Source organism: Lactobacillus melliventris (assembly GCF_013346935.1).
GTDB lineage: Bacteria > Bacillota > Bacilli > Lactobacillales > Lactobacillaceae > Lactobacillus.
The window spans coordinates 298,553-324,502 of the sequence record NZ_JAAEEB010000001.1; the positions used below are offsets into that span (position 1 = coordinate 298,553).

A 25,950-nucleotide genomic window follows, 5' to 3' on the forward strand; every position below is an offset into this window, starting at 1 on the left:
CTTTAATTTCTCTCCTTTAGCCGTTTTTTAATCTTTTCCAACAGTTCCTCCCTTTTCAGGCTTCCTACTTGATGATATTTATTTTCTTTCAACATGGCATCAAAAAAGAAAATATCACGAAAGTCTGAATAAGTTAAGGCATTTTTTCCATTCCCATATTTATAGGGATTTAACTTTACTTTTCCCGCTAAAATTTGACTGGAGGCATCTTTAATAAGCTCTTCGTCGTATTTGAGCAATAATTCAAATTCATCACTATTGAAATAACTGCCACCAAATTTTAAAGATCCATCTTTTGTGGAACTAACTCCGGCATAAATGGAAGAAGTACTACGTGGATTGTTTAAGTCAGGCTCAGCAGCGAGCATTAATAGCTGGTCGTCATTAATTAAACCGGTATATTTAAGTTTAATTTGACCATCTAAGTAGTCTTCTTTTATCTGCAAATTAGTGTTATACAAGTTTTTGCTATTTAGCCTCTCAGTTTGTCTGGTAACTGTTTGGTAAAAAGCACCTAAAAGTGAGAGTGGTTCAGAACCAGCAAAGAATTTGTGGTTTTGCATTAAAACATCTAGATATGAAACCATTTGTAAAGAAATACCTTCGTAAAATAATCCCAGATCAAATTTTTTAGCTGAGGACTTATAATCAATTACTTGAGCAATTAATTCGTTTTGCTCTGGAACCTGAGCCAAATCAACTCGATCTATTTTTCCTCTTAAATTAACGTAATGATTGCCTTTTATGCCTGGCAGCTTAAAGTTAAGTCCTTGCACCTGCTCACCTTTTCCAAAACTGAGCTCTGAATATTTAGCACGCAGAGGGGTTTTGGAAACTGCATGGTGCCAATTGCTTGCCACTTTACTGGTAGTTTGATCAAGGCATTTAAATAAAAACTCATTGAATGGATCATTTAATAATTGCTTGTATCTGGCTTCGCCTTTCATTTTGGTACGTGCAATTTCCAGTAACTGATTAAGTGTTTCATCATCAATTTCTTTTAAATCAAGTGAACGGTCATTTAGTTCCTTAACCAAACGATCAAAAGTTTCGTGGAAATAATTGCCAGCTTGTATAAAATCAAATTCATTTTCAAATCTCTTATGAAGGCGTAAGCCATATGTTAAAAAATATTCGTATGAATTTTCATAAAAGGTTTCCAACTGCGAAACTGAAGAATTGAGGTTTGACCCATATAATTTTTGTGCCAAATCAGGGCCGATATTTTGGGGTTCATTTATAAAATTACTTCCCTCTATGACTTTAGCTGTTTTTTGTGGTAAAAGTTTAGCGGTTAGCTTTAACAATTCTTTAACATCAATGTCTTTTTTTGCCTGGTTAAGATAACTTAAATATCCTAAACTTGCTTGGGCATTAGTAATAAAAGACAGTAGCTGACTCGTTTCTTCTGGCAGATTATGCTGCGAAAATTCTGCTGCACCAGCGTTCTTAAACCTTTCATAATAGATTGAAGGTTGAACTGTGTCTCCTTCATCAGAGGCTAAAGAATAAGTTAAGTAAACTTTATCCTGTGCTAAAGCCAGACAAATACCAAACTGGTAATTTTGATCCCAGTTGCTTAATTCTTGTCTGTCTTCAATATATGAGTCTTCACCAAAATCCTTTTTCAGTTCTGCTAGGTTTTCTGGACTTAAAAACCCGGGAGTGTTTTGTATCTGCGGCAGCCCATTAACCGTTGCGCCCATAATAAAAACTTGTTTATAGCCACTAACTTGAACAATCCCCATTTCAGATAAATTGACTGCATCAAGTGTGGCCGGAATTTGCGAAAAGGTAGCTTCCTTAAAACCATTGATCAGTACATCAAAAAAGCTCTTAAGGTCAAAACTGTCCGGATTAATCAGTAAATAATCATGTAAGAGGTTGATCAATAAGTCCCACACCTGCTCAGACTGACGCGCTTCTTGCAAGGCCCCACTCTCTTGAGCATCAGCACGCCACTTTTCTAAAATATTATTCACACCGTTTCGAGTTAAAAAGTCGAAAAAGGTCGTAATTGCTTTTTGGGTATCTGTCTCATCTTTTAAGCTTTGGAACAACTTGGTAATTTGTTTAACAAAAAAATCCTTTAGTTTATCTATTTTGTTAACTTCTTCTGGTACCTTGTCTAAATCAATTACCTCTGCAGCCATATATTCAGTGAAACTTCTGCGCCAAAGATTATGGTTAATGCCGTGTGCCAGAACAAAATTTTCCAGCTGATCAACATCGTATATATAAGCAGATTCATCTTGATACCACTTCGGGATAATAAGCCTAGTTTTCATGATTGCCAGCATATTTTGCGTTTGAAATGGTCTATTCAGCAACTGCGCAATATTTTCAATCAAAACAACCAGAGGGTGATATTTCATTTCCTGCTGCAAGTCATTAAAAAACGGAATTTGATTCTGCCTTAGAATTGGAGTTAAATAGGTTTCGTATTCATGTAAATTAGGTGCCAAAACCAAAAAGTCCTGGTAACGATAATGCCTTAAAGCAACCTGCTGATAAATGGTATGAGCAACGTAATAAGCTTCAGCGTATCTATTGTCAGCACGCACAAGCTGCACCTGATCCAGTTCACCAATATCACTAACCGTCCCCGTCCAAAATTCATTGAGTAACTCTCTTTTGGTAGGTTTGGGATTAATAATTGTCGTTGATATTTGATGAGGCAAATTACGGGTTTGAATATACTGCAGTAGTTTATTGATGGTAGTTTGAATAACGTAATCATAGTCTCCCGGCTCCGGGGTAGAATTAATTTCACCCTCTTTGGTTTTGAATGCCAAAGTGACACTATGAGCTTTAGCCATCAGTAATTTAACGGTTAAGCATTCTTGCAGTGAAAAATGGGAAAAATCACTGAAGTAAAAGTCGGTTGTGCTTAGTCCCTTGCAGTCAGCCAGATATTCATTTAATTGCAATTGAATTTCATTTGAAGTAGAAAATTTACCTTTAATAGCCTCAATGAAAGCAGAATATAAAATATTCAAATCTGCAACTTTGTTTTTGGTTTCAAGATCTAGAGTATCCAGATCAATCTCGTTAAGGTCCAAGTTACCTTCGCGTATTTGCAAAATTGTGTCATACAATTGTTTGAGCAAGCCGGGATTTAAATTGGTGGTTTGAAAGAGATGCAGCTGCTCTTTATTTTGCTCAATGATTTTTGCTAAAAGCATAGCCGCTGCAGCATCATCCAGCTCTGTTGGTAAGCCCTGCTTGGCATCTTTTAAGAAGAACCAGGCCAACCTGGAAAAAGATAAAACTTGTAAATTTTTCACTGATTGCTCTGTCTGGTTTTTACTAACAGCTAGCCTGTTAATTGCCCTGACTTCTGTGGTAAACTTAATGTGATTAGGAACGATGACAAAAGTTTTATGATTAGGAAAACGTTGATAATTTTCTATTGCTTCCTGTAAAACTTTTTCCTGCATGGGATCGGTTTGCCGACCTAGTAAAATTTTAATCATCTATTCTGCGCTCCTTTGCCATTATTTTAGCATAGGAACTAAAAATTTTTAAAAACAATAAGGATCTTAAATAAAATGAAATCAAGTTTTTTAGGACACGGAAAAGTTATTTTAATTGGTGAACATTCAGTAGTTTATGGCTATGATGCTTTGGCATTGCCAATCACTTCTTTGCATATTAAAACAACTGTAGAACCATCTGAAAAAATGTGGATGGATACGGCTCATTATCAGGGGCCTTTTTTTATGGCTCCGGATGAATATGATGGCTTAAAATATGTAGTTAAAACAATGTTGAAAAAAGCCGCAAGTCAAGCAGCTCTTAAAATAACCTATACGGGAGAGATTCCAATTGAACGCGGTTTAGGTTCTAGTGCAACCGTGGCACTGGCGACTACGCGCGCAATGAATGATTATTTCCACTTAAATTTAACTGAAACTGAAATTATTAATATAACTAACCACGCAGAAATGATCAACCATGGTAAAGCATCGGGTCTTGATGCTGCCACTGTTAATTCTGATTGCCTCATCTTTTTTAATCAAAAAGATGGTCCCAAGCCGCTAAGGTCGAAATTACAAGCTACCTTACTTATCATGGATACAGGTGATTTGGGTAGTACGAAAAAAGCTGTCACTCAAGTTCATAAGCTTTTAAATGAATCCCCGACAGCGCAAAACAATCTTGAGCAATTAGGTAGATTAGCTGATGAAACTAAAACTGCCTGGTTAAATAAAGATGCAGCGACAGTAGGCTTAGCTTTTAATCGGGCTCAAGAAATATTGCATTCATTTAACCTTTCAACTGGTAAGATTGATCAATTACAAAAAATAGCTCTCGCAAATGAGGCCTTGGGTTTTAAATTGTCTGGCAGTGGACTGGGCGGCATCGTGATTGCTTTGTGTCGCAATGAGGATGATGCTCTGAAAATAGCGCATAAATGTCAAAATATTGTGGCACATAGTTGGATTGAGGAAATTTAATTTATGGAAAAAACAGTTCGTGCTCATACCAATATTGCCCTGATCAAATATTGGGGAAAAGCAAACCAAAGTCTGCGTTTACCACTAATGTCCAGTTTGTCTATGACACTTGATCAATTTTATACTGATACTAAAGTTTCTGCAGGTCCTAAAAACCAGTTTTGGTTAAATGGCGTTGAACAAAGTGGACAAAGTTATCAAAGGGTTTTTTCTTTTTTAAAACTGTTACAAGAAAAATTTGACGTTAAGGGTAATTTAAAGGTTGAGTCAGTTAATCACGTTCCTACAGCTGCAGGCCTGGCCTCTTCCAGTTCTGCTTTTGCGGCTTTAGCGGGAGCCTTTTGCGTGCACTATGGTATTAATCTGTCAGCAGTTGAACTTTCCCGTCTGGCTCGTTGGGGTTCAGGTTCAGCCAGCAGGTCAATATATGGCGGCTTTGCGATTTGGCAAAAAGGTACTGATAATGAATCATCCTATGCTTATGCTTTAGATGAAAAACCCAAAATGGATCTACAACTATTAGTGGTTGAATTGAATAAAAACCCTAAAGAATTATCCTCTACTCAGGGCATGAAACAAGCACAAACCTCTCCTTTTTTCAGGCCGTGGCTTGAGCGTAATCAAGCTGAGTTGGCCCAGATGGTTGCTGCTATCAAAGCAAATGATTTTTCAAAACTGGGTAGTTTAGCAGAATTAAATGCCTGTGAAATGCATGCTGTTAATTTAACTGCCCAACCGGGTTTTACATATTTTGAGCCTGCAACTATTAAAGCAATCAAATTAGTAGCTGATTTGCGCAGGCTTGGTATAGAATGTTACTTCACAATAGATGCCGGACCTAATATAAAAATCTTAAGTCAATTAAAAAATGTAAAAGATATTACTAAGAGGTTTGTATCCGAATTCCATAATGTTAACATAATAAATGCAAGTTTTGGTCCAGGTATTTCATGTCTGAACTAGTTAATGTAAATTAATTGATTAGGAGATTTAATTCTTTTGATAACAGAACAAGCACCCGGAAAATTATACATAGCTGGCGAGTACGCAGTATTAGAACAAGATTGTCCTGCAATTTTAGTCGCAGTCAATCAGTTTATTCGCGTTTCAATCATTAAGTCGAAATCAAAAACTGGTTTAATCCACTCTAAACAATATTCTCAAAGCTCCATTCATTGGGTTAGAAATGGCGCAAAAATGGTTATTGACAATCGTGATAATCCATTCGAATACATTTTGGCTGCGATTTCATACACGGAACGTTTCTGCTTGGAACAAAAAGTCAAGATGAAAGTCTATGACTTATATGTCAATTCAGATCTTGATTCTTCGGATGGGAAAAAATATGGTTTGGGCTCCAGTGCTGCAGTTACAGTAGCCACAGTCAAAGCAATCTTGCGTTTTTATAATGTTGCTTTTAGTAATGAATTAGTTTATAAATTATCAGCCATTTCTCATTATTCAGTTCAAGGAAACGGTTCTGCTGGTGACATTGCAGCCAGTGTTTATGGTGGCTGGATTGCCTATCAGACTTTTGATAAACAATGGCTTGCTAATGAACTGGCTCATAAAACATTATCGGAAGTGGTCAATGAAGCCTGGCCTGGTTTGAAGATACAACTTTTAACCCCTCCCGCCGGCTTAAAACTAATGATTGGCTGGAGTCAAAAGCCTGCCTCCACTTCGCGGCTTGTTGATGAAACTAATGCCAATAAGGCCGCCTTAAACGGACAATATCAAGAATTTCTCAAGCTTTCGCGTAAATGCGTACTAAAGATGATTACCGGATTTGAACAACAAGATATTCAGTTAATAAAAAAGCAAATTCGAGTTAATCGTAAATTGTTGCAGCATTTTGCACAAATAAATCAAATTGCAATTGAAATTCCGCGACTTTCCCAACTGATCAATATCGCCGAATCATTTGGAGGAGCTGCTAAAACTTCCGGTGCCGGAAATGGCGACTGCGGTATTGTAATCGCTGATGCAAATACAGATACTGCCTATCTTGAAGATAAATGGCGCCAAAACGGTATAATGCCGCTAGACTTTCGCGTTCACCAAATTCGGGTTGCAGACTAGAGGAAGAACATGTCACTTAGATCTAATCGTAAAGAAGAACATTTGGTTTTAGCAGAAAGATTTTATCAAGATAATAAACAAAATAGTTTTGATCAGATGCATTTGGTGCGGCCGGCTTTACCTGAAACCGAAGTAAGTGTCAAAGCCATACAAACGACAATGTTTGGCAAAAAAGTGGCAGCCCCCTTTTTTATTAATGCAATGACCGGTGGTTCTCATAAATCCTATTTGATTAATAAGAAATTAGGACAAGTTGCCGCTAAAACTAATATTGCTCTGGCACTTGGCTCAGCCAGCATTTTGACGAAAGAGCCTTCTCTTAGTGACAGCTTTTTGATTGCACGCCAGCAAGACCCCACTGGCGTTTTAATTGCAAATGTAAATGCTAAAACTGCGGCCGAACAAGCACAAAAAATAGTTACAGAATTAAAGGCTGACGCTTTACAAGTTCATTTGAACGCAGTGCAAGAAATAGCCATGCCTGAGGGAGACCGTGACTTTTATTGGCTAAATAATTTAAAAGAATTACGTCAAAAAGTAACCGTGCCAATTATCATTAAAGAAGTCGGCTTTGGTTTAGATGAAAGAACAATTCATTTGTTGAAAAATGAAGGCTTTAAAGTTTTCGATGTTGCTGGCAGTGGCGGTACAAATTTTGCCCAAATAGAAAATGCTCGTAATACCAATGATGTTTCTTATCTGAAAGATATCGGCTTACCCACTGTCATTTCAAGCTTAATGGCTGCTAAACAGCAGGTTGATTTTATTGTTTCAGGTGGCGTGCGTAATCCTTTGGACGTTTTTAAGGGATTATGTCTAGGTGGAAAAGCTGTTGGTATATCAAATGTTTTTCTACAAGCTTTAATCAAACACGATATTAATTATTTGCAAAATTTTATTTTAGAATGGCAAGAAGAACTTGCTAACCTGCTAGCTATTTACGGTCAAAATGATTTAACAAAGTTAACCAAAATCAAAAAATATTATGATTTGCCGTTAAAAATAGCCATTGATCAGCTATTATAGGTTCTTATAAAAAAACAAATAACTATTGTCTTACATATGATTAGTTATTTGTTTTTTTTTAATTTAATAGACGCCAAATCTCTTTTTGAACGGCGCTATCATTGCTTGAGCCGATAATGTGAGTAGCAGCCTTCTTAGCCACGGGAAGTGCTGTTCCTGTGGCATAACTGGTGCCAGCATATTTTAGCATCCCCACGTCATTGCCACTATCACCAAAAGTTACCATTTCTTTAGGATTAATTTTGAATTTACTACTTAAAAACTGTAAGCCCTTTGCCTTATTCATACCTTTTGTTGACATATCTATCGATGAAGAAGAGCCAGAAACAAAGTCAATTTCAGGATAATTACGTCTTAATTTTTCTAAAAGATGCGGCATTTTATTTTCAGCAACATCAAACGTAACCTTGAAGATTTGATCATCAAGGTGATTAAAACTCTCAACAACTGTCAGTTTTTCATAGTACTTTTTTAGTTCTTTAGCGTACTCAGGTCCATCTTTTTTTAAAATATAAGCGCTGGCAAGACCCGAAACCGTGACTTTTTCATTACTTTTCTGAATTATCTTCATGATTGTTTGCCAGTCCTTTTCAGAAAGACAATCAACGTGAATTACCTGCTTGCCTTGTGCTACTAATGCCCCATTCTCCGCTATGTAGAATAGCTGATTGGCCACTTGTGGAAATCGCGAATATAAATTTTCAAACTGATTTCCGCTGGCAACAACAAACTTAATTCCCTTTTTTTGCATAATCTGAAATTCTTGCAAAAACAATCCCTGATCATACGTTTTCTGATCTGTTAACCAAGTTCCGTCCATATCTGTAGCAATTAGTTTAATCATTCTTTTTTCTTTCTATTAAACTCGTAGTCCCTTAGGATAATAATTCTTAATAATATGATTGCTGATTTTACCAAAACCTAAAATGAAATTTTGGCAACTGACTAAAACAAAGCCTGTTTCGTTAGCTTGCGTTCTTAATGTTTCTCCGTGTAAATACTTTAAATAGCTTTCCCTGCTTAGTTCAACTACTCTGTTTTGTTTCTGTTCTGCTAACACCATGGCTAATTGATGTCCGGGTTCAAAACGGTTTTTCTTTAACACACCCAGTTCAACGCCATTTGCTAGTATCTGCAAATGAAGATTCGCACTATCTGATAATGCCGGTATAAAAACGTGATTATTACGTACTCGACTATTTAACCGCCAATTTTTTATTGCTGCTGGTAAATTAAATTTATCTAGTACTTCCGCTATTAATTGAATTTCAGATTTAGTTAGAGCTTCTTTTTGAGGCCTTTTTTTCTTCTTCGCTTTTTGATTTGGCGAGATTTTGCCAGGGACGGCCACTTTTGACGATAATTTTAATTTTGCAGCAAATTGCCCTTCACCTAACTCAGCTGTAGGCCAAAATCGTACTGTCTTAATGAGATCAGGGTTATTGTCAGCCCATTCAGGGTGTCCATGAGCAATAGCGTGCGTTTTTACGTCTAGTGACATAATAGTCAAATTAAATTTTTGACTTAGCCACGAAACTATTTGTTCATTTTCCTCTGGAGAATATGTACAGGTAGAATAGACTAATTCTCCTTCTGGCTTTAACATTTTGACTGCCGCATTTAAGATTTCTTTTTGTCGTTCTTGGCAAAGCAGGACGTAATTTTGTGACCAATACTTAATAGCCTGAGGGTTCTTACGAAACATACCTTCTCCACTACAAGGCGCATCAACTAAAATTTTATCAAAATAATGAGGAAAACACTGTGCTAATTTTTCTGGCTTTTCGCTGACAATTAAAGAATTTGTTGTGCCCCAACGTTCAAGATTTTCGCGCAATACTTTTGCTCTGGTGTGTGAAATTTCATTTGCAACCAAAAGTCCTTCACCCTTTAGCTGTTCGCTGATTGCAGTACTCTTGCCACCTGGTGCGGCACATAAATCAAGCACTTTTTGTCCCGGACGCGCTTCAACAAATAATGCTGGAAACATTGCCGTGGGTTCCTGTGAATAAACAGCTCCACTTACCCAGGCTGGATCTTGACCACTGATTTTACCATAATAGGCTTGGGGTATGCCTGAAACTTCTTTTTTTGGATCACAAGAAAGACAGTGGTTTTCTTTTAATGAATTAACGCGAAATGCACTTTTGGGACTATCATTAATTGAATTGAAAAACTGCTGTGCTCTACTTTTTCCTAATAACCTAGTATATTTTTCCTTAAAATCCTCAGGCAGTTTAGGCATTATTTTGATCCTTTCGTGATAAATGCAAGATGCATATGCTGTATATAATAGAAATGATGATCCAGCAGCCTGTAAGGAGCCAGATTAAGTGCTGCGGCTTTGATAAAAATGTTCGCCATATCAAGAAGAAATATGCACTTATAGTTACCAATACTTCAATCAATAATATTCTGATACCGTGATTTATTAACCAATTACGCAATAAATTGCCCTTTAAGTGAGTTGACTTAACCGTTTTCCAATCTATAAAAGCTAAAACTAAATTGCTAAATGAAGCAATTAACAATAAGATTATGATAAATGTAATTTCCCTAATGATTGAAAACTGATGTATTTGGTGGTTTTTAACAAAAAGCGGTATTTTAGCCTTAACCCCATAATGTTTGGCAATTTGACGAATTACTTTATTTGAACTATCTATTATAATTTGATAATCACGTAATTTAAATTTTCCCGTTGGCTGTTTGGGACTAGTAGTAAGATAATAACTATCTTGTTTCATTTGGCGATAATGTTTTAAAGTACCTACAACTGTATAATATTTCTTATTCAAATACACATATTCGTTCCCTTGCACCTTATAGGTAGGGACTTTCGCATTTAATCCCAGTACAGCAAAAGAAACCTGGCCTTTAAAGTCTTCTTTAGTAAAATATCTGCCAGACTCTGTCGGCAAGTTTAATACATCATGGTTTGACCAGACCAAAGTTTGATTTTTTTTAGATCTGCAAGTCATATGAACTTGAATTTTGTTATGGGGATATTTTTTTTGCAAATAAAGCAAAAAAGATCTAACATTTTGCTTATTTTTTATTTCAATGTAGCGGGTATTATTACTTAGACCATATGCCTCAAGTAGTTGATCCGCTTCTCGTGACTGAACGTTTGACAGCATACTGCCAATTCCTAGAAACGATAAAAATATAATAATAACTAAAATTATTTTTTTAAATTTCATGTGCTATCTCAAAAATTTGTTCATCAATAAAATCAAAACTTGTAAATGTCTGGTTGATTAGCCTTAGTTCCTTTGAATGAAGAAATGGCTCCTTTTGCCAAAAACTTGCAGAGTTGGTCACACCATTTTTTTCACCTACAAACAATAGATGTGTGGCAGAATTAAATTTTTGCCAAGTGGCAACAACTTTTTCATCACTGTTGCCAAAGTTAGGTGCCCAGGAGCAAATTATTAAATCGACATCATTAAATTGCTTGACAGCTCTTACAGCATCATAATTACTAACAGGCACAAATGCTTTAACGCCAGTGTTTGAAGTCTTTGACCAATTAAAATTATCCGTGACCTTCATTTTAACGCCTACTTGTGACAAAGCTTTACTCCAATAGCCGTTACCTGCCATTATTTCTAATCCAGTGTTAACTTTTAGCTGATCTTTAATTACTTGGGCTGTTTCTAGATTTGGAATTGACCATAGGCCAAACTTAATTGCTAAAAATTGCCGGGTATTATTTAGCAGCTGATTAATCGTTTTAAAATCTTCTAGTTGATCCCTAGAATTAAATTTGTGGCAAATTTCCTCAGCGATATCGGGTAAAAACCCCAGCTTTTCTGGTGCTCTTTTTAAAACCTGCTTTTGCCTTATGGTAGCAACAATATTATTAATTTCCTCTACTTGTTGATGCACAGACTCAATAATAAGTCTGGCATCTAATTGGTTAATTTTACTTAAAAAATCTGTCATTATCAAATACCTATAATGATTTTAACATTCAAACGACCAGATTTCAGTTATAATAAAGAGTAACATGAAAAAGGAGAATATTTTATGGCAAAAAAAGTTACAAAAAACCAAGACGAAGAGGAAGAAAGCTTAGGTAAATTTATTCTTGATGTCGTCATAATGATGGCAGTAATTTTGGGAGTTTTCTTTGTTTTATTCCATTTCGTACTTTCTAATGATAGAGTTTCAGGGCCATCGATGCAACCAACGTTTGAAGATAATGATCGTTTAATCGCTGTCCGCCATTTCACTCCTAAGCGCAATGACGTGGTAGTGCTGCTTGCTCCAAAAGCCGCAAATGATACCCCTGGTGCTTATTACATCAAACGCATCATTGGTTTACCGGGTGATAAGCTGGTTTCCAAGAATGATAAGATGTATGTCAATGGTAAGCTCTTACCTGAGCCATATCTAGAAAATCACTTTAAAAAAGCTAATAATGCTCAAGGACAGACGTATACGACCAATTTTACTTATAAAGTTCCCAAAGGTTATTATTGGGTAATGGGTGATCACCGTGACATATCTAAGGATTCGCATATGTTTGGACCTGTTAAAAGACAGAATCTGATTGGTAAAGTCAAATTCAGGTATTGGCCATTTAATAAAATTCAAGGTTTTTAACTTTAATTTTCTTTGAATTTTAGTATTTTTCCGTTAAAATAAATTGTAAAGGAGAATTTAATATGAATCAGCAGTTAGAGGAATTATCCGATGCAATTATTGACTTTCAAGTCAAACATCATGTTACTGATACGGATTTAGCTTTTGCTAGTCATTTGTCAGTTGAAAAGATTCATGCGATGAAAACTGGTGAAGGTGAATTTACTCCTGAAGAAATCAATCAGCTGTATGATTACCTTGCTGCGAATCATTGAAAAGTTTGTTATAAATATAGCCTGCAATTCGTCTTAGTTAATTGCAGGCTTTTATTTTTAGTAAATTTAGAAGAATGCTCATTATAGGACTAGTTACAAAAATATTCTACTTTTGTAAAGTTTAGTAGCTAAAAGCATTGTTGCTTAGACTATATCGCCTTTTGTCTTTTTTCTGGTTTAACATTTTTATTATTTGTCTCATGGCTATTTTTTTGCTGTTGAAAAGACGCTAAAAAATTTTTTAGCGTCTTTTAGTATGCAAATTTTATTTACCTTCTCTTGCTTCAAAAAACTTACTGAAAAGAATGGTATCAAAAAACCAGAACAATATGTTAATCAGAAGCATTAATAATAATGCTATAGCTAAATCATCATTTGTACCTGTGGTTTCTCCCATCATAAACCTAAACGGAAACGAAATTATTTGTAGGCCTATGTTACTGGCTTTGATTGCAAGCCAGGCAACTAAAATAATGACTAAAACGGCAATTATTCGAAAATAAGCTTTGCTGAGCGCTTGTGGCAGGAAGTCTAAAAGTGCACGACTTGAGTAATTTAAAAAGCTGATTATGAAGTACCCAAAAAATGCGCAAAGAATAACCATCATAAGTGCACCAAAGAAATTAAACATAATCTCCAAGTCAACTTGTTGCAAATGTCTGCCAATATCAGCAAACAATTCGATTAGGGAGCGATGAAACTGACTATCAAAAGTGAAAGTTACAACACTTAAAATTAATGTGCAGATAATTTCTAATATCACAAAGAAAAGTAAAGCAGCAAATGAACTTAAAATGTTATCAAAATAGAGTTTATTATCATCAATTGGTATTAAGCGCCAAGTCTGATTACCACTCACTCTTTCATTTTGAAAACAGGTAGTTAAATAAAAGATTCCAGTGAACAGCCATGCTTGTACAATAAAAATAGCTAGCCATAATGTAAAAAAGTTAGAAAAAATTTGTCTGTTGATATAAACGTGGCCGTTATTAAAATTGAAAAAAGTCATCGCAAATGAGGCAACAGTCTGGATAATTAACAGAAGAGAAATCCATTTAGTTTTTAACCTAAAGAGTACGGTAAAATAACGATTAAAAATTGCCATTATTCCTCCTCCTCTCTCTGGTAAAAGCTTTCATAAAAATCTTCTACTGTCTGGTTATCCGCTCTAATTTCTTCAGTAGACTTTTGCATACAGACAGTTTTATTTTTAATAATTACCACTTCATCTAATACTGCAGCAATTTCATTGACAAAATGATCAGAAATTAAAATAGTAGACTTTTCCTGCTTCCATAAGATGATCGATTTGATAATCTTTTTACGAGCCATAGCATCAATTCCGGAAAAAGGTTCATCCAGAAGATATAAATCGGTTTTTCTAGAAAAAGTTAGAGCAATTATCAGCTTTTCTTTCATTCCTTTGGACATTTCAGATAAGCGCAGATCAGAAGCTAAATTCATGAATTTTCTTAACTGCTCAAATTGCTTTAGACTAAAATCATGGTATAGAATTTGGTAAAACTTGACGATTTCATTAACTTTGACGGAGTTGGAAAATCCAGTTAAGCCATCAGTAAAAGAAAGATGCTCTTTTCTATCAGCCTCTTTAGTAAAACCAGCAACTTTTACCGTGCCTTGGTAATTTTTGGCAACTCCGCTGATAATTCTCATCAATGTGGTTTTACCTGCACCGTTTTCGCCCAAAAGAGCGACAATTTTTCCCGGTTTGAGTGTTAAATTTAAATCAGTAATAATTTTTTTCTGGTTCTTTTTGTAAACCAAATCGGTTATTTCTAAAGGGTTTGCCATTATTTATGCTCCTCTTTAAGATATTCAGATAAAGATTTGAGAATTTGTTCGTCAGATACTCCTAAAGAATTCATACTATGTACAAACTTATCTAGTTCCGCATTAATTAGTTCCCTTTTTGTTTTATCAAGTAAAGTAGTATCTTCAGTGACAAAATTACCTTCTCCCCTCTTGGTGTACAAAATACCTTCAAAATTCATCTGTTGTAAAGCACGTTGCACGGTATTGACATTAACAGTAAGTTGCACTGCCAGTTCACGTACAGAAGGGATTTTTTTACCTGGCTTCAATTTGCCGGTAATTATTTGTCGATATAGGTATTGCTTAATTTGTAAGTAAATGGGAATGTTATCTTTAAATTCCACAAGTCCACCATCCTTTGGCCGTAATACACCTATAATACACTATCATAAACTAGATTGATTTTTTCCGCAAACCTTTTAACATTTGTAGTTAAACTACTTTTTGTAAATAGTTGGTAAGTTTCTACTTTTTATTAGTAACCCTACTTATGTTCAGTTGCTTCATAAAAATGATTAATTAGGAAAATATTGCTGCCTAATAAAATAAGATCGCTAATTGCGTTTGCCAAAATTGCAAAAGGTAAACTACTAGAAAGATTAAGTCCATAATTAGTCGGATGAATCACTGATAAAAGAACTTGGTAAACAAAGATATTTTGGATTTTAAAGAAGAACCAGATTAATCCGAAGATTATGACTATGTGTAATACTTTCACAACTGCTCCATTAATGTTTGCAGGGACAAAATCTAGTATTGCTCGGCTGGCAAAATTAAAGAAACTGATAACAAAATATAAAAAGAAACAACTTAAAATAGCTAAAACGATCGTACCAAGTATTATCCAGAATAAATTAATGTCAAGATTGCGTAGAATGCTTTTTAATAAATCGCGGAAAAAGTATACAACAGGCTTGTCGGTCAGATACGATGAAAACAGTAATATCATTACTGTGACGAATTCGAGTACAATAAAGTAAATAAAAGATACGAACGTGCTTAATACATTAACAAGATAAAATTGCCCATCGCTTATTGCAGCTAAGCGCCAAGTTTGACTGCGATTAAATTTCTCGCTTTGTAACGGCGTAATAAAATAAACAAAAAAAATAACAAAAAAGGCCAAGAAGACAAAATATAATGCCCATTCCGGTAAAATTCCGACATTGTTTTGGGGATTTTTGCGGATATGCCAATTGATTACTTCATAATATGTAAAAAAGGCACATGCAAGAGCTGCAATTACCTGGAAAAAAAGTAATATGTGTAATTTTTTAGTTTTAATTTTAAATAATCGATTAAATAACCTATTAAATTCTGCCATTTTGAACTCCTTATTTTTTAATTTTGCTCGATGCCAAATTGTCGCTCATATAAAATTGGTATTATGCCTCTATTTTTTACTCTGCTTCAAAGAAATGCTTAAATAAAAAGATATTAATGACGAACACAATTAAATTAACAACTACAACAATTAAATTAAGATAGGGTAAAGTATTGTTGTAAGCCGGATTTAAGTTTAAAAAATGCAAAAGGCTGCCTAAAAATTGGTCGACAAAAATTTTTTCTACTTTGGTAAAAAGCCAGGCTATTACGATAACAATAAAAATATGTAATAGTTTGACAATTAATCCGTTTGAAGCTACAGGAAGATAATCCATGATCGCTTTACTGGAAAAATTTAAAAAGCTGATCAATAACGAAATGAAAAGGCAACATAAAAGTAAGAGTAACATGATATCAAAAATTAAACGAATTGTATTCAGATCAAAATTTGGTCTAAATTGCTTAAACATTCTTTCGCATGATTTACGAAAAGCCTTGTCCATAAAAAATGAAACAATTAGTAAGATCCCTGCAACAATAATGTCAAGAAAAATGAAATAGAAAAAAGTAATAAACGAGCTTAAACTATTAGCAATATAAAATTTTTCATCAGTGATTGCAGTTAAACGCCAAGTTTGACTCCGATTAATTCGCTCATTTTTGACAGCCATATAAATAAAAAAGAAAATGATAAAAAAGACACTCAATAGACAAAAGTACATTAGCCAATCAGGTAAAAGCTCGGAGTAAAGATTTAAAAATTCACCAAACTCACCTGTACGAATCAGTATCCCAAAAATAGAAAATGCTAAAGCACCAACTATTTGAATAATTAAAAATGAATAAACTTTCTTGGCTTTTTCTACAAAGAATCTGCCAAATAAATTTTTAAAAGAGGTCATGCTTTTCCCTTCTCCTCTGAAAACATTGAAACAGTATTAGGTTTTACTTCTCTCCTGCTTCAAAAAAATGATTGATTAAGAAGACGTTAATACCAAGTATTATTAAATCAATGATAAACATCATTAATACAACGGATTCCAATCCCGCAAGACCAGTGGATCTTAGTAAAACTATATTGATAATATAGTTGGCAAAGACACTATAGAGCCTAACTAGTAATCCCACCAAGACGATAATTATAAATATGCGCACAAAAGAAATTAGAATATGACTTGATGCATGTGGTAAAAAGTCTAAAATTGCTTGACTGGAAAAGTTAAGGAAACTAACCAAAAAGTAAAGAAAAAGACAAGTAAGAATTAGCAGTAACATAATGCCAATAAAATCAAGAATTGCAGTACTGTTTAAATCAACATCAATCTGTAAATTTTTGCCAAATTTAGGATTAGTAAATATTGATAAAAATAAAAAACAAATTGCAATTAACACATCTAAGAGCACAAAATAAATCAACGAAACAAATGAACTTAAAATATTCGCAACATAAAACTTGCCATCACTGATTGGTGCTAAACGCCATGTTTGATTTCTATTTAACCGTTCATTTTCAACTACAGTTAAAATGAACAAAATCGGTCCGAACAAGAAAGTTAATGATGCAAACAGTGCCATCCATCCTGGTAAAAACTCGAGATTATCGTGCGAATTAAAGTGAAGTCTGCCAGAATAAAAACTAAAATAAGTAAAAAATGCTGAAGCTAGAGAACTAATGAATTGCAGAATAACTAAAAGATAAACATTTTTGGCTTTTTTCTGCAGTAACTTTTCAAACAAATGATTGAAAACGTTCATTATTCCTCCTCCGCATCGTATAAACCTTCATAATAATCTTCAACACTTTTATGATGCTCGCGGATCTCTTCAGTAGATTTGTGCGTGTAAATGGTTTTGTCTTTAATAATGACGATTTCATCAAGCATACTGGCTATTTCGTTGACAAAATGATCTGAAACAAGAATCGTTGAATTTTCCGGTTTCCATAAAATGATCGAATTAATTATTTTTTTGCGCGCCATGGCATCTATCCCCGAAAAGGGCTCATCTAATAAGTAAAGGTCAACTTTGCGCGAAAATGCCAGGGCAATGATTAACTTTTCTTTCATTCCTTTGGACATTTCAGATAAGCGCATCTCTGAATCTAATTTCATAAACTGACGCAACTGTTCAAATTGATTTTGATCAAAATCTTGATAGATGACCTTATAAAATTTAACAATTTCTTTGATTTTCGTTGAATTAGCAAAACCTGTTAATCCATCAGTAAATGACAGATGTGCTTTTCTTTCTGCAACATTATTCTCGCCTGAAATATTAACTGTCCCGTGATAGTTTTTGGCCATGCCACTGATGATGCGCATTAAAGTTGTCTTCCCAGCACCATTCTCACCTAGAAGGGCTACAATTTTTCCTGGTTGTAAATTTAAATTGATGTTATCCAAAATTGTTTTTAGATTTTTCTTGTAAGTTAAATCTCTTATTTCCAATAGATTTTCCATTTTTTACTCCCTACTTTAAGTGTTTAGTTAAAATTAAATTAAGCTGTCGCGCTGAAACTCCTAAGGCCTTCATATTATGCACAAATTTACTTTGTTCAGATCTGATAATGTCTCTTTTAATTTTTTCCAGTAATTTTTTATCATTAGTCACAAAATTACCCTCTCCTCTTTTAGTAATTAAAAGCCCTGACATAGTCATATGTTTGAGCGCTTTTTGAATAGTATTCACGTTGACCATTAGATGGGTTGCTAAACTACGGACAGATGGAATTTTTTGACTGGGTGTAAGTTTTCCGGTAATTATTTGGCGACATAAATCTTCTTGGATTTGAACATATATCGGCCTATCATCTTTAAACTTCATATTTTCCCTCTAACTGTATTACATTTATAATACACTATAATATTACAATAAACTTAAAAGTTATGCAATTACTTACTTAAAATCTTTTTCTGCGAAAGATTAAATAGCCGGTAATCACAAAAATAAGAATATAGACTAGACTACCCATAAAAAGCTCTTGGTTATTCAGGTGGGTAGTTAAAACATACATGCCATAATTACCATATTGCCGGGTTAAGTCCACCATATTAAAAGGGTTCCATTTCATAATGCTTATAAGCTTGCCCCCGTTCATTAAGTCGGAAGAAATGTTTTGACCTATGAATGTCACTAACAGGCTTGCTGTAATTACAATTGCACTACTATTAATTAGGCACGAGAGTAAAAAAACAATAGCAATAATTAACATTGTAGTTACTAAATCTATTAGAGAAGCAGTTACCATGTTTAGCCATACCGGCTGATGGTATAAATAAAGTTCTGACCAATTAACTCGATAATTAAATATGGTATAACGCAGACAAATGGTATAAAAAAGAGCTAGCAAATGCAGAAAAACATCGTATAAGAACAAAACAATATACTTCGATAAGTAGACATATATTTTATTCGAAGACTTATATAAAAGTGTCAAAATCGTATTGTTTTGAAATTCCATCGAAAAACACGTGGCACCTACTATCACTAGGATAAACATTATGAAATCAGATGAATCAAAAGTTAATGTTAAAATTAGCTTTTTACTTTCATCTGCTAAAGCGAAACCGGTAATAAGCATTAGAAAAAATAATATAATAGCTGCAATCCAGCTAATTTTGCGGTGCACTAATTTATATAGTTCCTGCTTAATACTATAAATCATTTTAGTTATCTCCTCTCTTTATACTCGTCGATGTTTGAATAGATAGTATCCCAAGACCATAAAAATTATGCCGTAAACGATATTGGCTATAATTAGTTCAACATTTGATAAGTTCGATTTTAAGCTAAGGTTTGGATTTGATAATTGCTGGGAAATAAAAATCATATTTAAAAAATTCCATTTAATAGTACTTATAAAATGGGGAAAGCTTTGCATTAATCCCCTCGAAAAACTGGCACCAAAAAATGCTAGTACAATTCCAAAACAAACTACTACAGCGTTATTTTTAACCAGCATAATGAGCATAAAAGATAAACCAATGCTAAAAAAGGAATAAATCAATGCTCCTGCTAAGTTAATTAGCAGATCATTTAAAAGATTATTACCATTTTTGTTAAGTAACCAATCATACCTGGCAGCATTAAAGAACATGCTTAAAATCGAAGTAAGTAGAAATGCGATTACTGTTAAGAAAAAACTATAGATTAAGACAACCAAAAACTTGGCAAAGTAAATTTGATACTTGCTTGAAGTCTTATACTCCAACATGATAATCGTGTTATTCTTGTATTCCATTGAAAAAATTGCAGATGCTACGGTAATAACAATTAAAGGAATCCACTCAATTGCACCAAATCCGTAGCTAAGGGATTGGCGCGTAATAGGTTTAGTAAAAAAGTTGTAAATCATTGTTACAATGAGAACAATCAGACCATACAAAGCGATGTTTTCATGGCTTAATTTATAGATTTCCTGTTTAAAGCTTATAAGCATTCTGTCTATCCCCTTTTCTTTTCCAAGACATCAACTACAATTCGTTCAAGGTTGGCTTCAAGCGGCAAAATTTCTTTTAAATGAACACCTTCGTTAAAAAGCAGATCTTCTATTTTGTATATGTCGTTTTGACTTACTATCAAATAATTTTCATTTTCTGTAAACGTGATCTGGTAAGCAGCAAAAATCTTTTTTGCAAGTTTATTATTTTCAGTAGTCAAATGGTATTTTTGGTGACTAATTTTTTCAAATTCTTTGACCTCTTTATTCAATATAATTTCTCCCCCAGAGATTAAGACAACTCTCGTCATTACTTTTTGTAATTCACTTAAAATATGACTTGAGATTAAAAAAGCTGTTCCTTGATCAGAATATCTTTTGATTAATTTTCTTATTCGAATCGTTGATTCAATGTCAAGTCCGTTCATTGGTTCATCAAGAATTACAATTTGGGGCTGATTTAATAAGGCGATTGCTATTCCTAATTTTTGCTTCATACCAAGAGAATATCCTTTAGCCTTATTATTAATATATGAATCCATTTGTAATTCAGAAATCAAATGTGCCATATCTTTTTGGTCATGAGCATAAAGAGTTAAATTTTGTTTACCAGTAAGAAATGGGTAAATTGCCGGATGTTCAATTAACGCACCTGCCTTATTTAAAGCCTGATGATCATTTTCAGAAACTTCTCGCCCATTAACTACAACTTTTCCTTTGAATTTCATTAAACCCAGGATAGTTTTCATAATGGTGGTTTTCCCAGCACCATTTGGTCCAATTAAGCCTATTATTTCACCAGGTTTAATCTTAAAAGTGGCATTTTTGACTAACACTGTTTTGCCAACATAAGTACTAACATTATCCATTTGTAGTACAATAATACTTTTCACTCTTAATCATCCTTACTAAAAATTATTATACTAGTGAGCTACATAAATAATACACTAATATAATAAAATAAATTTTATTTTTTTGCAAATTTATTTTTAATCAAAAGTCTTAGAATAATTTAAATGTTCCACATCTTGCCTGTTAATATTACAAGAAATAAAAAAGGCACCTAAAACCATTTTTGATAATGATTTTAGGTGCTCGTTAGCATATTTTTAATAACTGTGCATAATTTTGCTAACCTTTTATAAGCTTAAATTCCTTTATCAGAACAAGCTTTTAATTTTTAATTTTTTTATAAACAGTCTTAAAAAGGCCCGTTTTTGTTTCACTACTTATTAGCGGCAGCATTCATTTGTACCATTTTTATCATGACGTCTACTGCTTTTGCCATAGACTCAAGAACGGTATATTCAAACCTGCCATGCATGTTTTCCTGTCCAGAGAAAAGGTCGGGACAAGGTAAGCCTCTATAAGTCAGAAGTGAACCATCAGTTCCTCCTCTTACTGGATCTTCATTAATGGTTAAGCCTTCTGCCTTATATGCTTTTCTTGCCAAATTAACAATCTCCATGTGATCTTTAAGAATATCGGCCATGTTGTAGTACTGATCTCTCATGTTAAGCTTAATTCTCTCAGTACCAAAGTCCTTGTTCATTTGATTAACAATAGCCTTGACTTTATTTTTACGATATTCCAGACCATCTCTTTCAAAATCGCGGACGATGTATTCCATTTGAGCGTTATCAACTGTACCAGTAAAATTGGTTAGATGATAAAAGCCTTCCCTGCCGGACGTTTTTTCAGGGACTTCGTTTTGCGGAAGTTGATTTTGGAAGTTAATGCCAACTTGGATAGCATTAATCATCTGATCTTTAGCTACTGAAGGATGTACATTTACGCCTTGGATATCTAGAGTAAATGTAGCTGCGGAGAAAGTACCCCAATCTAACTTTCCAGGAGCCCCACCGTCTACTGTGAAGGCAAAATCTGCCCCAAATTCATCAATATCAAAATGCTGGGCCCCCATACCGATTTCTTCGTCAGGAGTAAAACCAAAGCGAATCTTACCGTGTTTGATTTCTGGGTGGTTTAACAAATATTCTGCTAATGTAACTAATTCCGCTACGCCACATTTATCATCCCCGCCAAGCAGTGTGTCTCCTGAAGCTGTAATAATAGTCTGTCCCGCATATTTCTTTAAGTTCGGAAATTCGGCAGGATCTAAATAGAATTCGGAATCTCCAAGGCGAATTTTTGATTTGCCGTCATAATTTTCATGAACTTGCGGTTTGACATTTTCCGCATTAAAGTCTGCGGTATCACAATGCGCTAGAAGTCCCATTACAGGTACATCATAATCTACATTAGCCGGAATTTCCGCAATGACACAGCCTGATTTCTGATTATAATGCACATCTTTCAGGCCAAGCTCTTTGAGATCAGGTAAAATAACCTGTTTTTGAAAATCTTCTTGACGCTTAGTTGAAGGAAACCTGTCTGAATGCTCATCAGAGCGTGAATTAACTTTGACATATTTTAAAAATCTTGGTAATAAATTTGGATACTCCATCTTATCTCCTTAATTAACATAAATCTTGAAATGGGTTAGTCGATACTTCAGATTGGGTGATTTCGACATTCCAAGAGTTTTCTTTATTCCATTCATGCAGCTTTTGATAAATTTTTTCTTTAAAAATCTTTTCAGTGTAGTGACCTGGATCAACTACCGTCAGACCGGCAGAAATCATATCGTGGCCTGTATGGTAATAAACATCTCCTGTAATAAAAGCATCAATATTCTCTTCTACTGCTTGATGCCAATATTTACCGCCATCACCACAAATAAAACAAACTGAAGATATAGTCTGCTGATTATCAGCAGTAATTAATCTTACCATTTTTACCTGCATCTTGTCTTTGACGTAATAAGCAAATTCCTTGGCAGAAAGTGGCTGAAGCAATCTCCCCTTACGTCCTATAGCAATGCCATCATTATCTGGACAAAACGGCTCAACGTCTTTCAAACCCAACTCTTCAGCTTGCCAGTCGCTTGAACCATCTTCAGCCTTGTCTGAATTAGTATGTATAGAATAGACCGTAATGCCATGAGCAATTATTTTACCGTACATAGCATATTGGGGATTGGCAAAATCCAAGTTTGGAGCGGGGCGAAACATCAAGGGATGATGACTGATAATCAAGTCAACACCATTTTGCACTGCCTCGTCCACCACTTGTGGTCTGACATCTAAGGTGGTCATTATTTTAGTGACATTTTGCTCAAGTGAGCCTATTTGGATGCCAATTGGATCACCTTGGCTAGCTATTTCTTCTGGAAAATGTTGTCTCAAGACAGCAACTATATCCTTTACTTTAGTCATTTAATTCTTCCTCAATCATTTTTATTTCAGATTCAATTTGCTTAATATGTGCCCCATCTTTTTCCTGGGCCTTATTTAAATTAGTTAGCAGCCTTTGATGGTAAGCTAATTGATCACGCCATTTTTGATAAAAAACTTGATTTTTTTCTTTTAGAATTTCAGGTCCAAAAAATATTTGCCGGTCAGTTAAACTGATAGTATTTTCCAGCTCTTGTGCCTTAATCAGTTCATATATATGTCCGGCTTCAGCGATAATTTTTTCGTTAATAATTTGATACTTATGTGCCGAAAGCCATTCACGCACACCCGGCTCCCCCACATTAGGCTCCAAAATTAATGTAGCAAAATGAAAATTTCTTGACCAAGCTTCGTTTAAAATATTGGTCATTAACTTGCCACCCATACCGGCAATTACCACTGTATCAATTTTGTCTTTGGCGCTAATTGTTTCAAGTCCAGATCCTAAACGAGTTTCAATTTTGTTTTTTAAGCCAGCAGCAATGATATCTTTTTCAGCATTTTCTAAAGGCCCAGCTGCTACATCACTGGCAATAGCATAATCCACTTTACCCTCTTTTACTAATTGGATCGGTAAATAAGCGTGATCTGTTCCAATGTCTGCTACACGGGCTCCTTGATCAACCATTTGTGCTAAAGTACTTAATCGTAAATTCATCCTCATCCTACTTTCTTTATAATAGAATTTTAGCATAATGCTTTTTATAAGATAAAAATAAAATAATAAATTTAGCTACTCTTATTATTAGTTTCTAAAGCAATCTGGCGGTCTGACAGCGCTGATACATCTGTTAGCTTCATTTAGAACTAAAGCAAAAATCATTGCTTGCTATATTAAAACAAAGTGTAAAAATTTTCTTTTTCTTTCTAAATTCCTATTTTATAATTTAATGTAAGACTTAAAAGAAAGAGATATTTCATTTAATGGATAGAACCGAACCAGTTACTTTAACGAATATGTGTATGATTAAAAGCAAGAATAAAATATTAGTGTTGAATCGTAATGATCCCTCTTGGCCAGGACTTACTTTTCCAGGTGGCCATGTTGAAGATCATGAGTCCTTTTATGATTCAGTGGTGCGGGAAGTTAAAGAAGAAACAAATTTAGATATCAAAAACCCGCGCCTATGTGGCATTAAGCAATTTTATGATGAAAATGATCACCGCTATCTTGTTCTTTTTTATATAGCGACTGAATTCACTGGCACAGTCAAAGCCTCAAGAGAAGGCAAATTGACGTGGATGACTAAAGAAGAACTTTTCCAACATAAATTAGCATATAATTTTGACCGTGACTTGCTGGTATACTTTAATGAAGATATTGATGAGCATATCTTGGACGGTAAACGGGATGAATTATTTTAAGGAGTATCGAAATGCTTTCTGAACAAGCAATTAAGTGTTGGCATTTAGGACAAATAATAGTCCAAGAAATTCTGATCATTGTGGCATTTGGGCTATTTTTTATAATCAAACCCCTGACCAAGAGTAGACTAGGAGCAATAATAGTTCTGCCAATTTTGTTCATACTGGTTCTATTGCAACTAACCCTTTTATATGAAAAACATCCTGAAAGAAAATTGGTTTATTTTAATCATTATTTTCAGTCTGTCAATATATTATTATGCTTTTTTGTACTACTCACTTTGGAAGCAGCATTCATCAAAATTTTGAATAATAAGAATGCGATCTTTTTATTAATTCTCCTTACCCTGTATGAACTCATTATGCTTCTTCCAATGGCGGAACTGGCATGGGGCAAAATAAAGAATCCGATTGGCCAGATCATAACTTTATTGTTGTTTGCAAGTTTGATTGTTTCGCTACCTGAAATTTTAACTATGGATAGCCATTCTTGGCTTCAAGTTCTCAACACCACAGGAATCACAGGTAGCATTTGTTTTGTGATTTCATCAATTGTTGTAATGAAAAGCTGGCATTATCAAAATCCGAGTTTGAGAATAAGTCCAAGAGCTAAGTATTCAGTTCTTGCGGTTATATTTATTTTTATTATTGCTGACTGCCTAATTAATGCTTTTAATGATGCAGATAATTTAGGACAATTGCTAACACGCTGGGATTTTCATATAACAACAAAACACGTAACTCAGTATATTTGTCAGGGCATAGAAGCTGGTGTAGCTGAAGAATGGTTAATGCGTTTTTGTGTTTTAAGTATATCACTCAAAATATTTAAAAATTCTAAAAATCAAGTTTTATTGGCAGTATTACTGGATGGTTTGCTTTTCGGTTCAATTCATCTTACTAACGCACTAATGCAACCACTCTCTGCCACAATTTTACAAATGATTAATGCGTTTGCCGCAGGTATTGTTTTTGCTGGAGTTTATTTATATACAGGTTCTTTTTTGGTTAATTTGGGCTATCATGCAGTTTATGATATACTAGCCTTCCTAGCTACTGGCTCAACAGTTATGACAGTACCCCATATCTTTGACTGGGAATATCTCTTTATTACCACTTTGATCTATTTGGCTTTTGCTTTCTTCTTATTATCAGGTAAGCGAAAAAGTGTTATCGCATATAATTTGCAGCAATGGGGACTAGAAAATAATCATGCTGCTAGCGATTTAACTTTTAGCTAATAAAAAAGACAAGATTTT

The 25,950-nt window shown here is 34.4% G+C and carries 27 protein-coding genes; 8 read left to right on the forward strand and 19 right to left on the reverse strand.

Translation table 11 applies throughout. The features are described 5' to 3' along the window. Positions 1–2: 2 nt before the first annotated feature. Positions 3–3,476, reverse strand: a complete 3,474-nt coding sequence (locus tag GYV61_RS01380) for a PD-(D/E)XK nuclease family protein (RefSeq protein ID WP_174794466.1) — start codon at positions 3,474–3,476, stop codon at positions 3–5. Between the two features lie 75 nt (positions 3,477–3,551). On the opposite strand from GYV61_RS01380, the gene mvk reads away from it, so the two are divergent. From mvk to fni, 4 genes are read left to right on the forward strand one after another with little or no spacing between them, the layout of a single operon-like run. Continuing rightward, on the forward strand, positions 3,552–4,460 hold the full coding sequence (gene mvk, locus GYV61_RS01385; RefSeq protein WP_174794467.1) for a mevalonate kinase: 909 nt from the start codon (positions 3,552–3,554) through the stop codon (positions 4,458–4,460). A gap of 3 nt (positions 4,461–4,463) precedes the next feature. Next, a complete protein-coding gene (mvaD, locus tag GYV61_RS01390; RefSeq protein ID WP_174794468.1) occupies positions 4,464–5,423 on the forward strand; it encodes a diphosphomevalonate decarboxylase in 960 nt (319 codons plus the stop codon). Positions 5,424–5,459: 36 nt separating this feature from the next. Further along, complete coding sequence (locus GYV61_RS01395; protein ID WP_174794469.1) at positions 5,460–6,542, forward strand: phosphomevalonate kinase; 1,083 nt, start codon at positions 5,460–5,462, stop codon at positions 6,540–6,542. A 9-nt stretch (positions 6,543–6,551) separates the two neighbouring features. Beyond that, positions 6,552–7,568 (forward strand): type 2 isopentenyl-diphosphate Delta-isomerase, encoded by a 1,017-nt coding sequence (fni, locus tag GYV61_RS01400; RefSeq protein ID WP_174794470.1) that lies wholly within the window; start codon positions 6,552–6,554, stop codon positions 7,566–7,568. A 58-nt stretch (positions 7,569–7,626) separates the two neighbouring features. Here the strand turns inward: fni and GYV61_RS01405 are convergent, their stop codons facing one another. Genes GYV61_RS01405 through GYV61_RS01420 form a run of 4 tightly spaced genes read right to left on the reverse strand, consistent with a single transcriptional unit; the run spans position 7,627 to position 11,516 of the window. After that, positions 7,627–8,412: an HAD family hydrolase gene (locus GYV61_RS01405; protein ID WP_110446097.1), complete on the reverse strand. Its 786-nt coding sequence runs from the start codon at positions 8,410–8,412 to the stop codon at positions 7,627–7,629. Between the two features lie 15 nt (positions 8,413–8,427). Next, on the reverse strand, positions 8,428–9,813 hold the full coding sequence (locus GYV61_RS01410) for an RsmB/NOP family class I SAM-dependent RNA methyltransferase (protein ID WP_174794471.1): 1,386 nt from the start codon (positions 9,811–9,813) through the stop codon (positions 8,428–8,430). Beyond that, positions 9,806–10,708, reverse strand: a complete 903-nt coding sequence (locus tag GYV61_RS01415) for a hypothetical protein (RefSeq protein ID WP_238786731.1) — start codon at positions 10,706–10,708, stop codon at positions 9,806–9,808. Before GYV61_RS01415 ends, GYV61_RS01410 begins: the two co-directional genes overlap by 8 nt. 52 nt (positions 10,709–10,760) lie before the next feature. After that, positions 10,761–11,516: an SAM-dependent methyltransferase gene (locus GYV61_RS01420; RefSeq protein ID WP_174794473.1), complete on the reverse strand. Its 756-nt coding sequence runs from the start codon at positions 11,514–11,516 to the stop codon at positions 10,761–10,763. Between the two features lie 84 nt (positions 11,517–11,600). On the opposite strand from GYV61_RS01420, the gene lepB reads away from it, so the two are divergent. After that, positions 11,601–12,179, forward strand: a complete 579-nt coding sequence (lepB, locus tag GYV61_RS01425; RefSeq protein WP_110446101.1) for a signal peptidase I — start codon at positions 11,601–11,603, stop codon at positions 12,177–12,179. A 62-nt stretch (positions 12,180–12,241) separates the two neighbouring features. Then, on the forward strand, positions 12,242–12,433 hold the full coding sequence (locus tag GYV61_RS01430; RefSeq protein WP_046324857.1) for an LBP_cg2779 family protein: 192 nt from the start codon (positions 12,242–12,244) through the stop codon (positions 12,431–12,433). Between the two features lie 265 nt (positions 12,434–12,698). Here GYV61_RS01430 and GYV61_RS01435 read toward each other — a convergent pair whose 3' ends face one another. The 14 genes from GYV61_RS01435 to GYV61_RS01500 all read right to left on the reverse strand — a co-directional run bounded on the left by GYV61_RS01435 (position 12,699) and on the right by GYV61_RS01500 (position 23,984). Then, complete coding sequence (locus GYV61_RS01435) at positions 12,699–13,538, reverse strand: hypothetical protein (RefSeq protein ID WP_174794474.1); 840 nt, start codon at positions 13,536–13,538, stop codon at positions 12,699–12,701. Next, positions 13,538–14,245, reverse strand: a complete 708-nt coding sequence (locus tag GYV61_RS01440) for an ABC transporter ATP-binding protein (RefSeq protein WP_038522685.1) — start codon at positions 14,243–14,245, stop codon at positions 13,538–13,540. Before GYV61_RS01440 ends, GYV61_RS01435 begins: the two co-directional genes overlap by 1 nt. Continuing rightward, positions 14,245–14,610 carry a GntR family transcriptional regulator gene (locus tag GYV61_RS01445; RefSeq protein WP_174794475.1) on the reverse strand — a complete coding sequence of 122 codons (366 nt, stop codon included), beginning with the start codon at positions 14,608–14,610 and terminating at the stop codon, positions 14,245–14,247. Before GYV61_RS01445 ends, GYV61_RS01440 begins: the two co-directional genes overlap by 1 nt. Before the next feature lie 140 nt (positions 14,611–14,750). After that, on the reverse strand, positions 14,751–15,590 hold the full coding sequence (locus GYV61_RS01450; RefSeq protein ID WP_174794476.1) for a hypothetical protein: 840 nt from the start codon (positions 15,588–15,590) through the stop codon (positions 14,751–14,753). 76 nt (positions 15,591–15,666) lie between these two features. After that, positions 15,667–16,494 (reverse strand): hypothetical protein, encoded by an 828-nt coding sequence (locus GYV61_RS01455; protein ID WP_174794477.1) that lies wholly within the window; start codon positions 16,492–16,494, stop codon positions 15,667–15,669. A gap of 43 nt (positions 16,495–16,537) precedes the next feature. Continuing rightward, positions 16,538–17,347 carry a hypothetical protein gene (locus GYV61_RS01460; RefSeq protein ID WP_174794478.1) on the reverse strand — a complete coding sequence of 270 codons (810 nt, stop codon included), beginning with the start codon at positions 17,345–17,347 and terminating at the stop codon, positions 16,538–16,540. Next, positions 17,347–18,051, reverse strand: a complete 705-nt coding sequence (locus tag GYV61_RS01465) for an ABC transporter ATP-binding protein (RefSeq protein WP_174794479.1) — start codon at positions 18,049–18,051, stop codon at positions 17,347–17,349. The genes GYV61_RS01460 and GYV61_RS01465 overlap by 1 nt, the downstream gene beginning before the upstream one ends. 10 nt (positions 18,052–18,061) lie before the next feature. Beyond that, positions 18,062–18,415 carry a GntR family transcriptional regulator gene (locus GYV61_RS01470; protein WP_174794480.1) on the reverse strand — a complete coding sequence of 118 codons (354 nt, stop codon included), beginning with the start codon at positions 18,413–18,415 and terminating at the stop codon, positions 18,062–18,064. A 76-nt stretch (positions 18,416–18,491) separates the two neighbouring features. Beyond that, the gene (locus GYV61_RS01475; protein ID WP_174794481.1) at positions 18,492–19,256 is read right to left on the reverse strand and encodes an ABC transporter permease; all 765 of its coding nucleotides are present in this window, start codon (positions 19,254–19,256) and stop codon (positions 18,492–18,494) included. 18 nt (positions 19,257–19,274) lie between these two features. Next, positions 19,275–20,030: an ABC transporter permease gene (locus tag GYV61_RS01480; protein WP_174794482.1), complete on the reverse strand. Its 756-nt coding sequence runs from the start codon at positions 20,028–20,030 to the stop codon at positions 19,275–19,277. A 5-nt stretch (positions 20,031–20,035) separates the two neighbouring features. Next, the gene (locus GYV61_RS01485; protein WP_174794499.1) at positions 20,036–20,899 is read right to left on the reverse strand and encodes an ABC transporter ATP-binding protein; all 864 of its coding nucleotides are present in this window, start codon (positions 20,897–20,899) and stop codon (positions 20,036–20,038) included. 356 nt (positions 20,900–21,255) lie between these two features. After that, positions 21,256–22,497 (reverse strand): peptidase T, encoded by a 1,242-nt coding sequence (pepT, locus tag GYV61_RS01490; RefSeq protein WP_174794483.1) that lies wholly within the window; start codon positions 22,495–22,497, stop codon positions 21,256–21,258. 13 nt (positions 22,498–22,510) lie between these two features. Further along, positions 22,511–23,308 (reverse strand): Nif3-like dinuclear metal center hexameric protein, encoded by a 798-nt coding sequence (locus GYV61_RS01495; protein WP_174794484.1) that lies wholly within the window; start codon positions 23,306–23,308, stop codon positions 22,511–22,513. Continuing rightward, on the reverse strand, positions 23,301–23,984 hold the full coding sequence (locus GYV61_RS01500; RefSeq protein ID WP_174794485.1) for a tRNA (adenine(22)-N(1))-methyltransferase: 684 nt from the start codon (positions 23,982–23,984) through the stop codon (positions 23,301–23,303). The genes GYV61_RS01495 and GYV61_RS01500 overlap by 8 nt, the downstream gene beginning before the upstream one ends. A gap of 266 nt (positions 23,985–24,250) precedes the next feature. On the opposite strand from GYV61_RS01500, the gene GYV61_RS01505 reads away from it, so the two are divergent. Both GYV61_RS01505 and GYV61_RS01510 read left to right on the forward strand, forming a co-directional pair. After that, positions 24,251–24,691 carry an 8-oxo-dGTP diphosphatase gene (locus GYV61_RS01505; protein ID WP_174794486.1) on the forward strand — a complete coding sequence of 147 codons (441 nt, stop codon included), beginning with the start codon at positions 24,251–24,253 and terminating at the stop codon, positions 24,689–24,691. Between the two features lie 11 nt (positions 24,692–24,702). Then, positions 24,703–25,932 carry a CPBP family intramembrane glutamic endopeptidase gene (locus tag GYV61_RS01510; RefSeq protein WP_174794487.1) on the forward strand — a complete coding sequence of 410 codons (1,230 nt, stop codon included), beginning with the start codon at positions 24,703–24,705 and terminating at the stop codon, positions 25,930–25,932. The last annotated feature ends 18 nt before the right edge of the window (positions 25,933–25,950 follow it).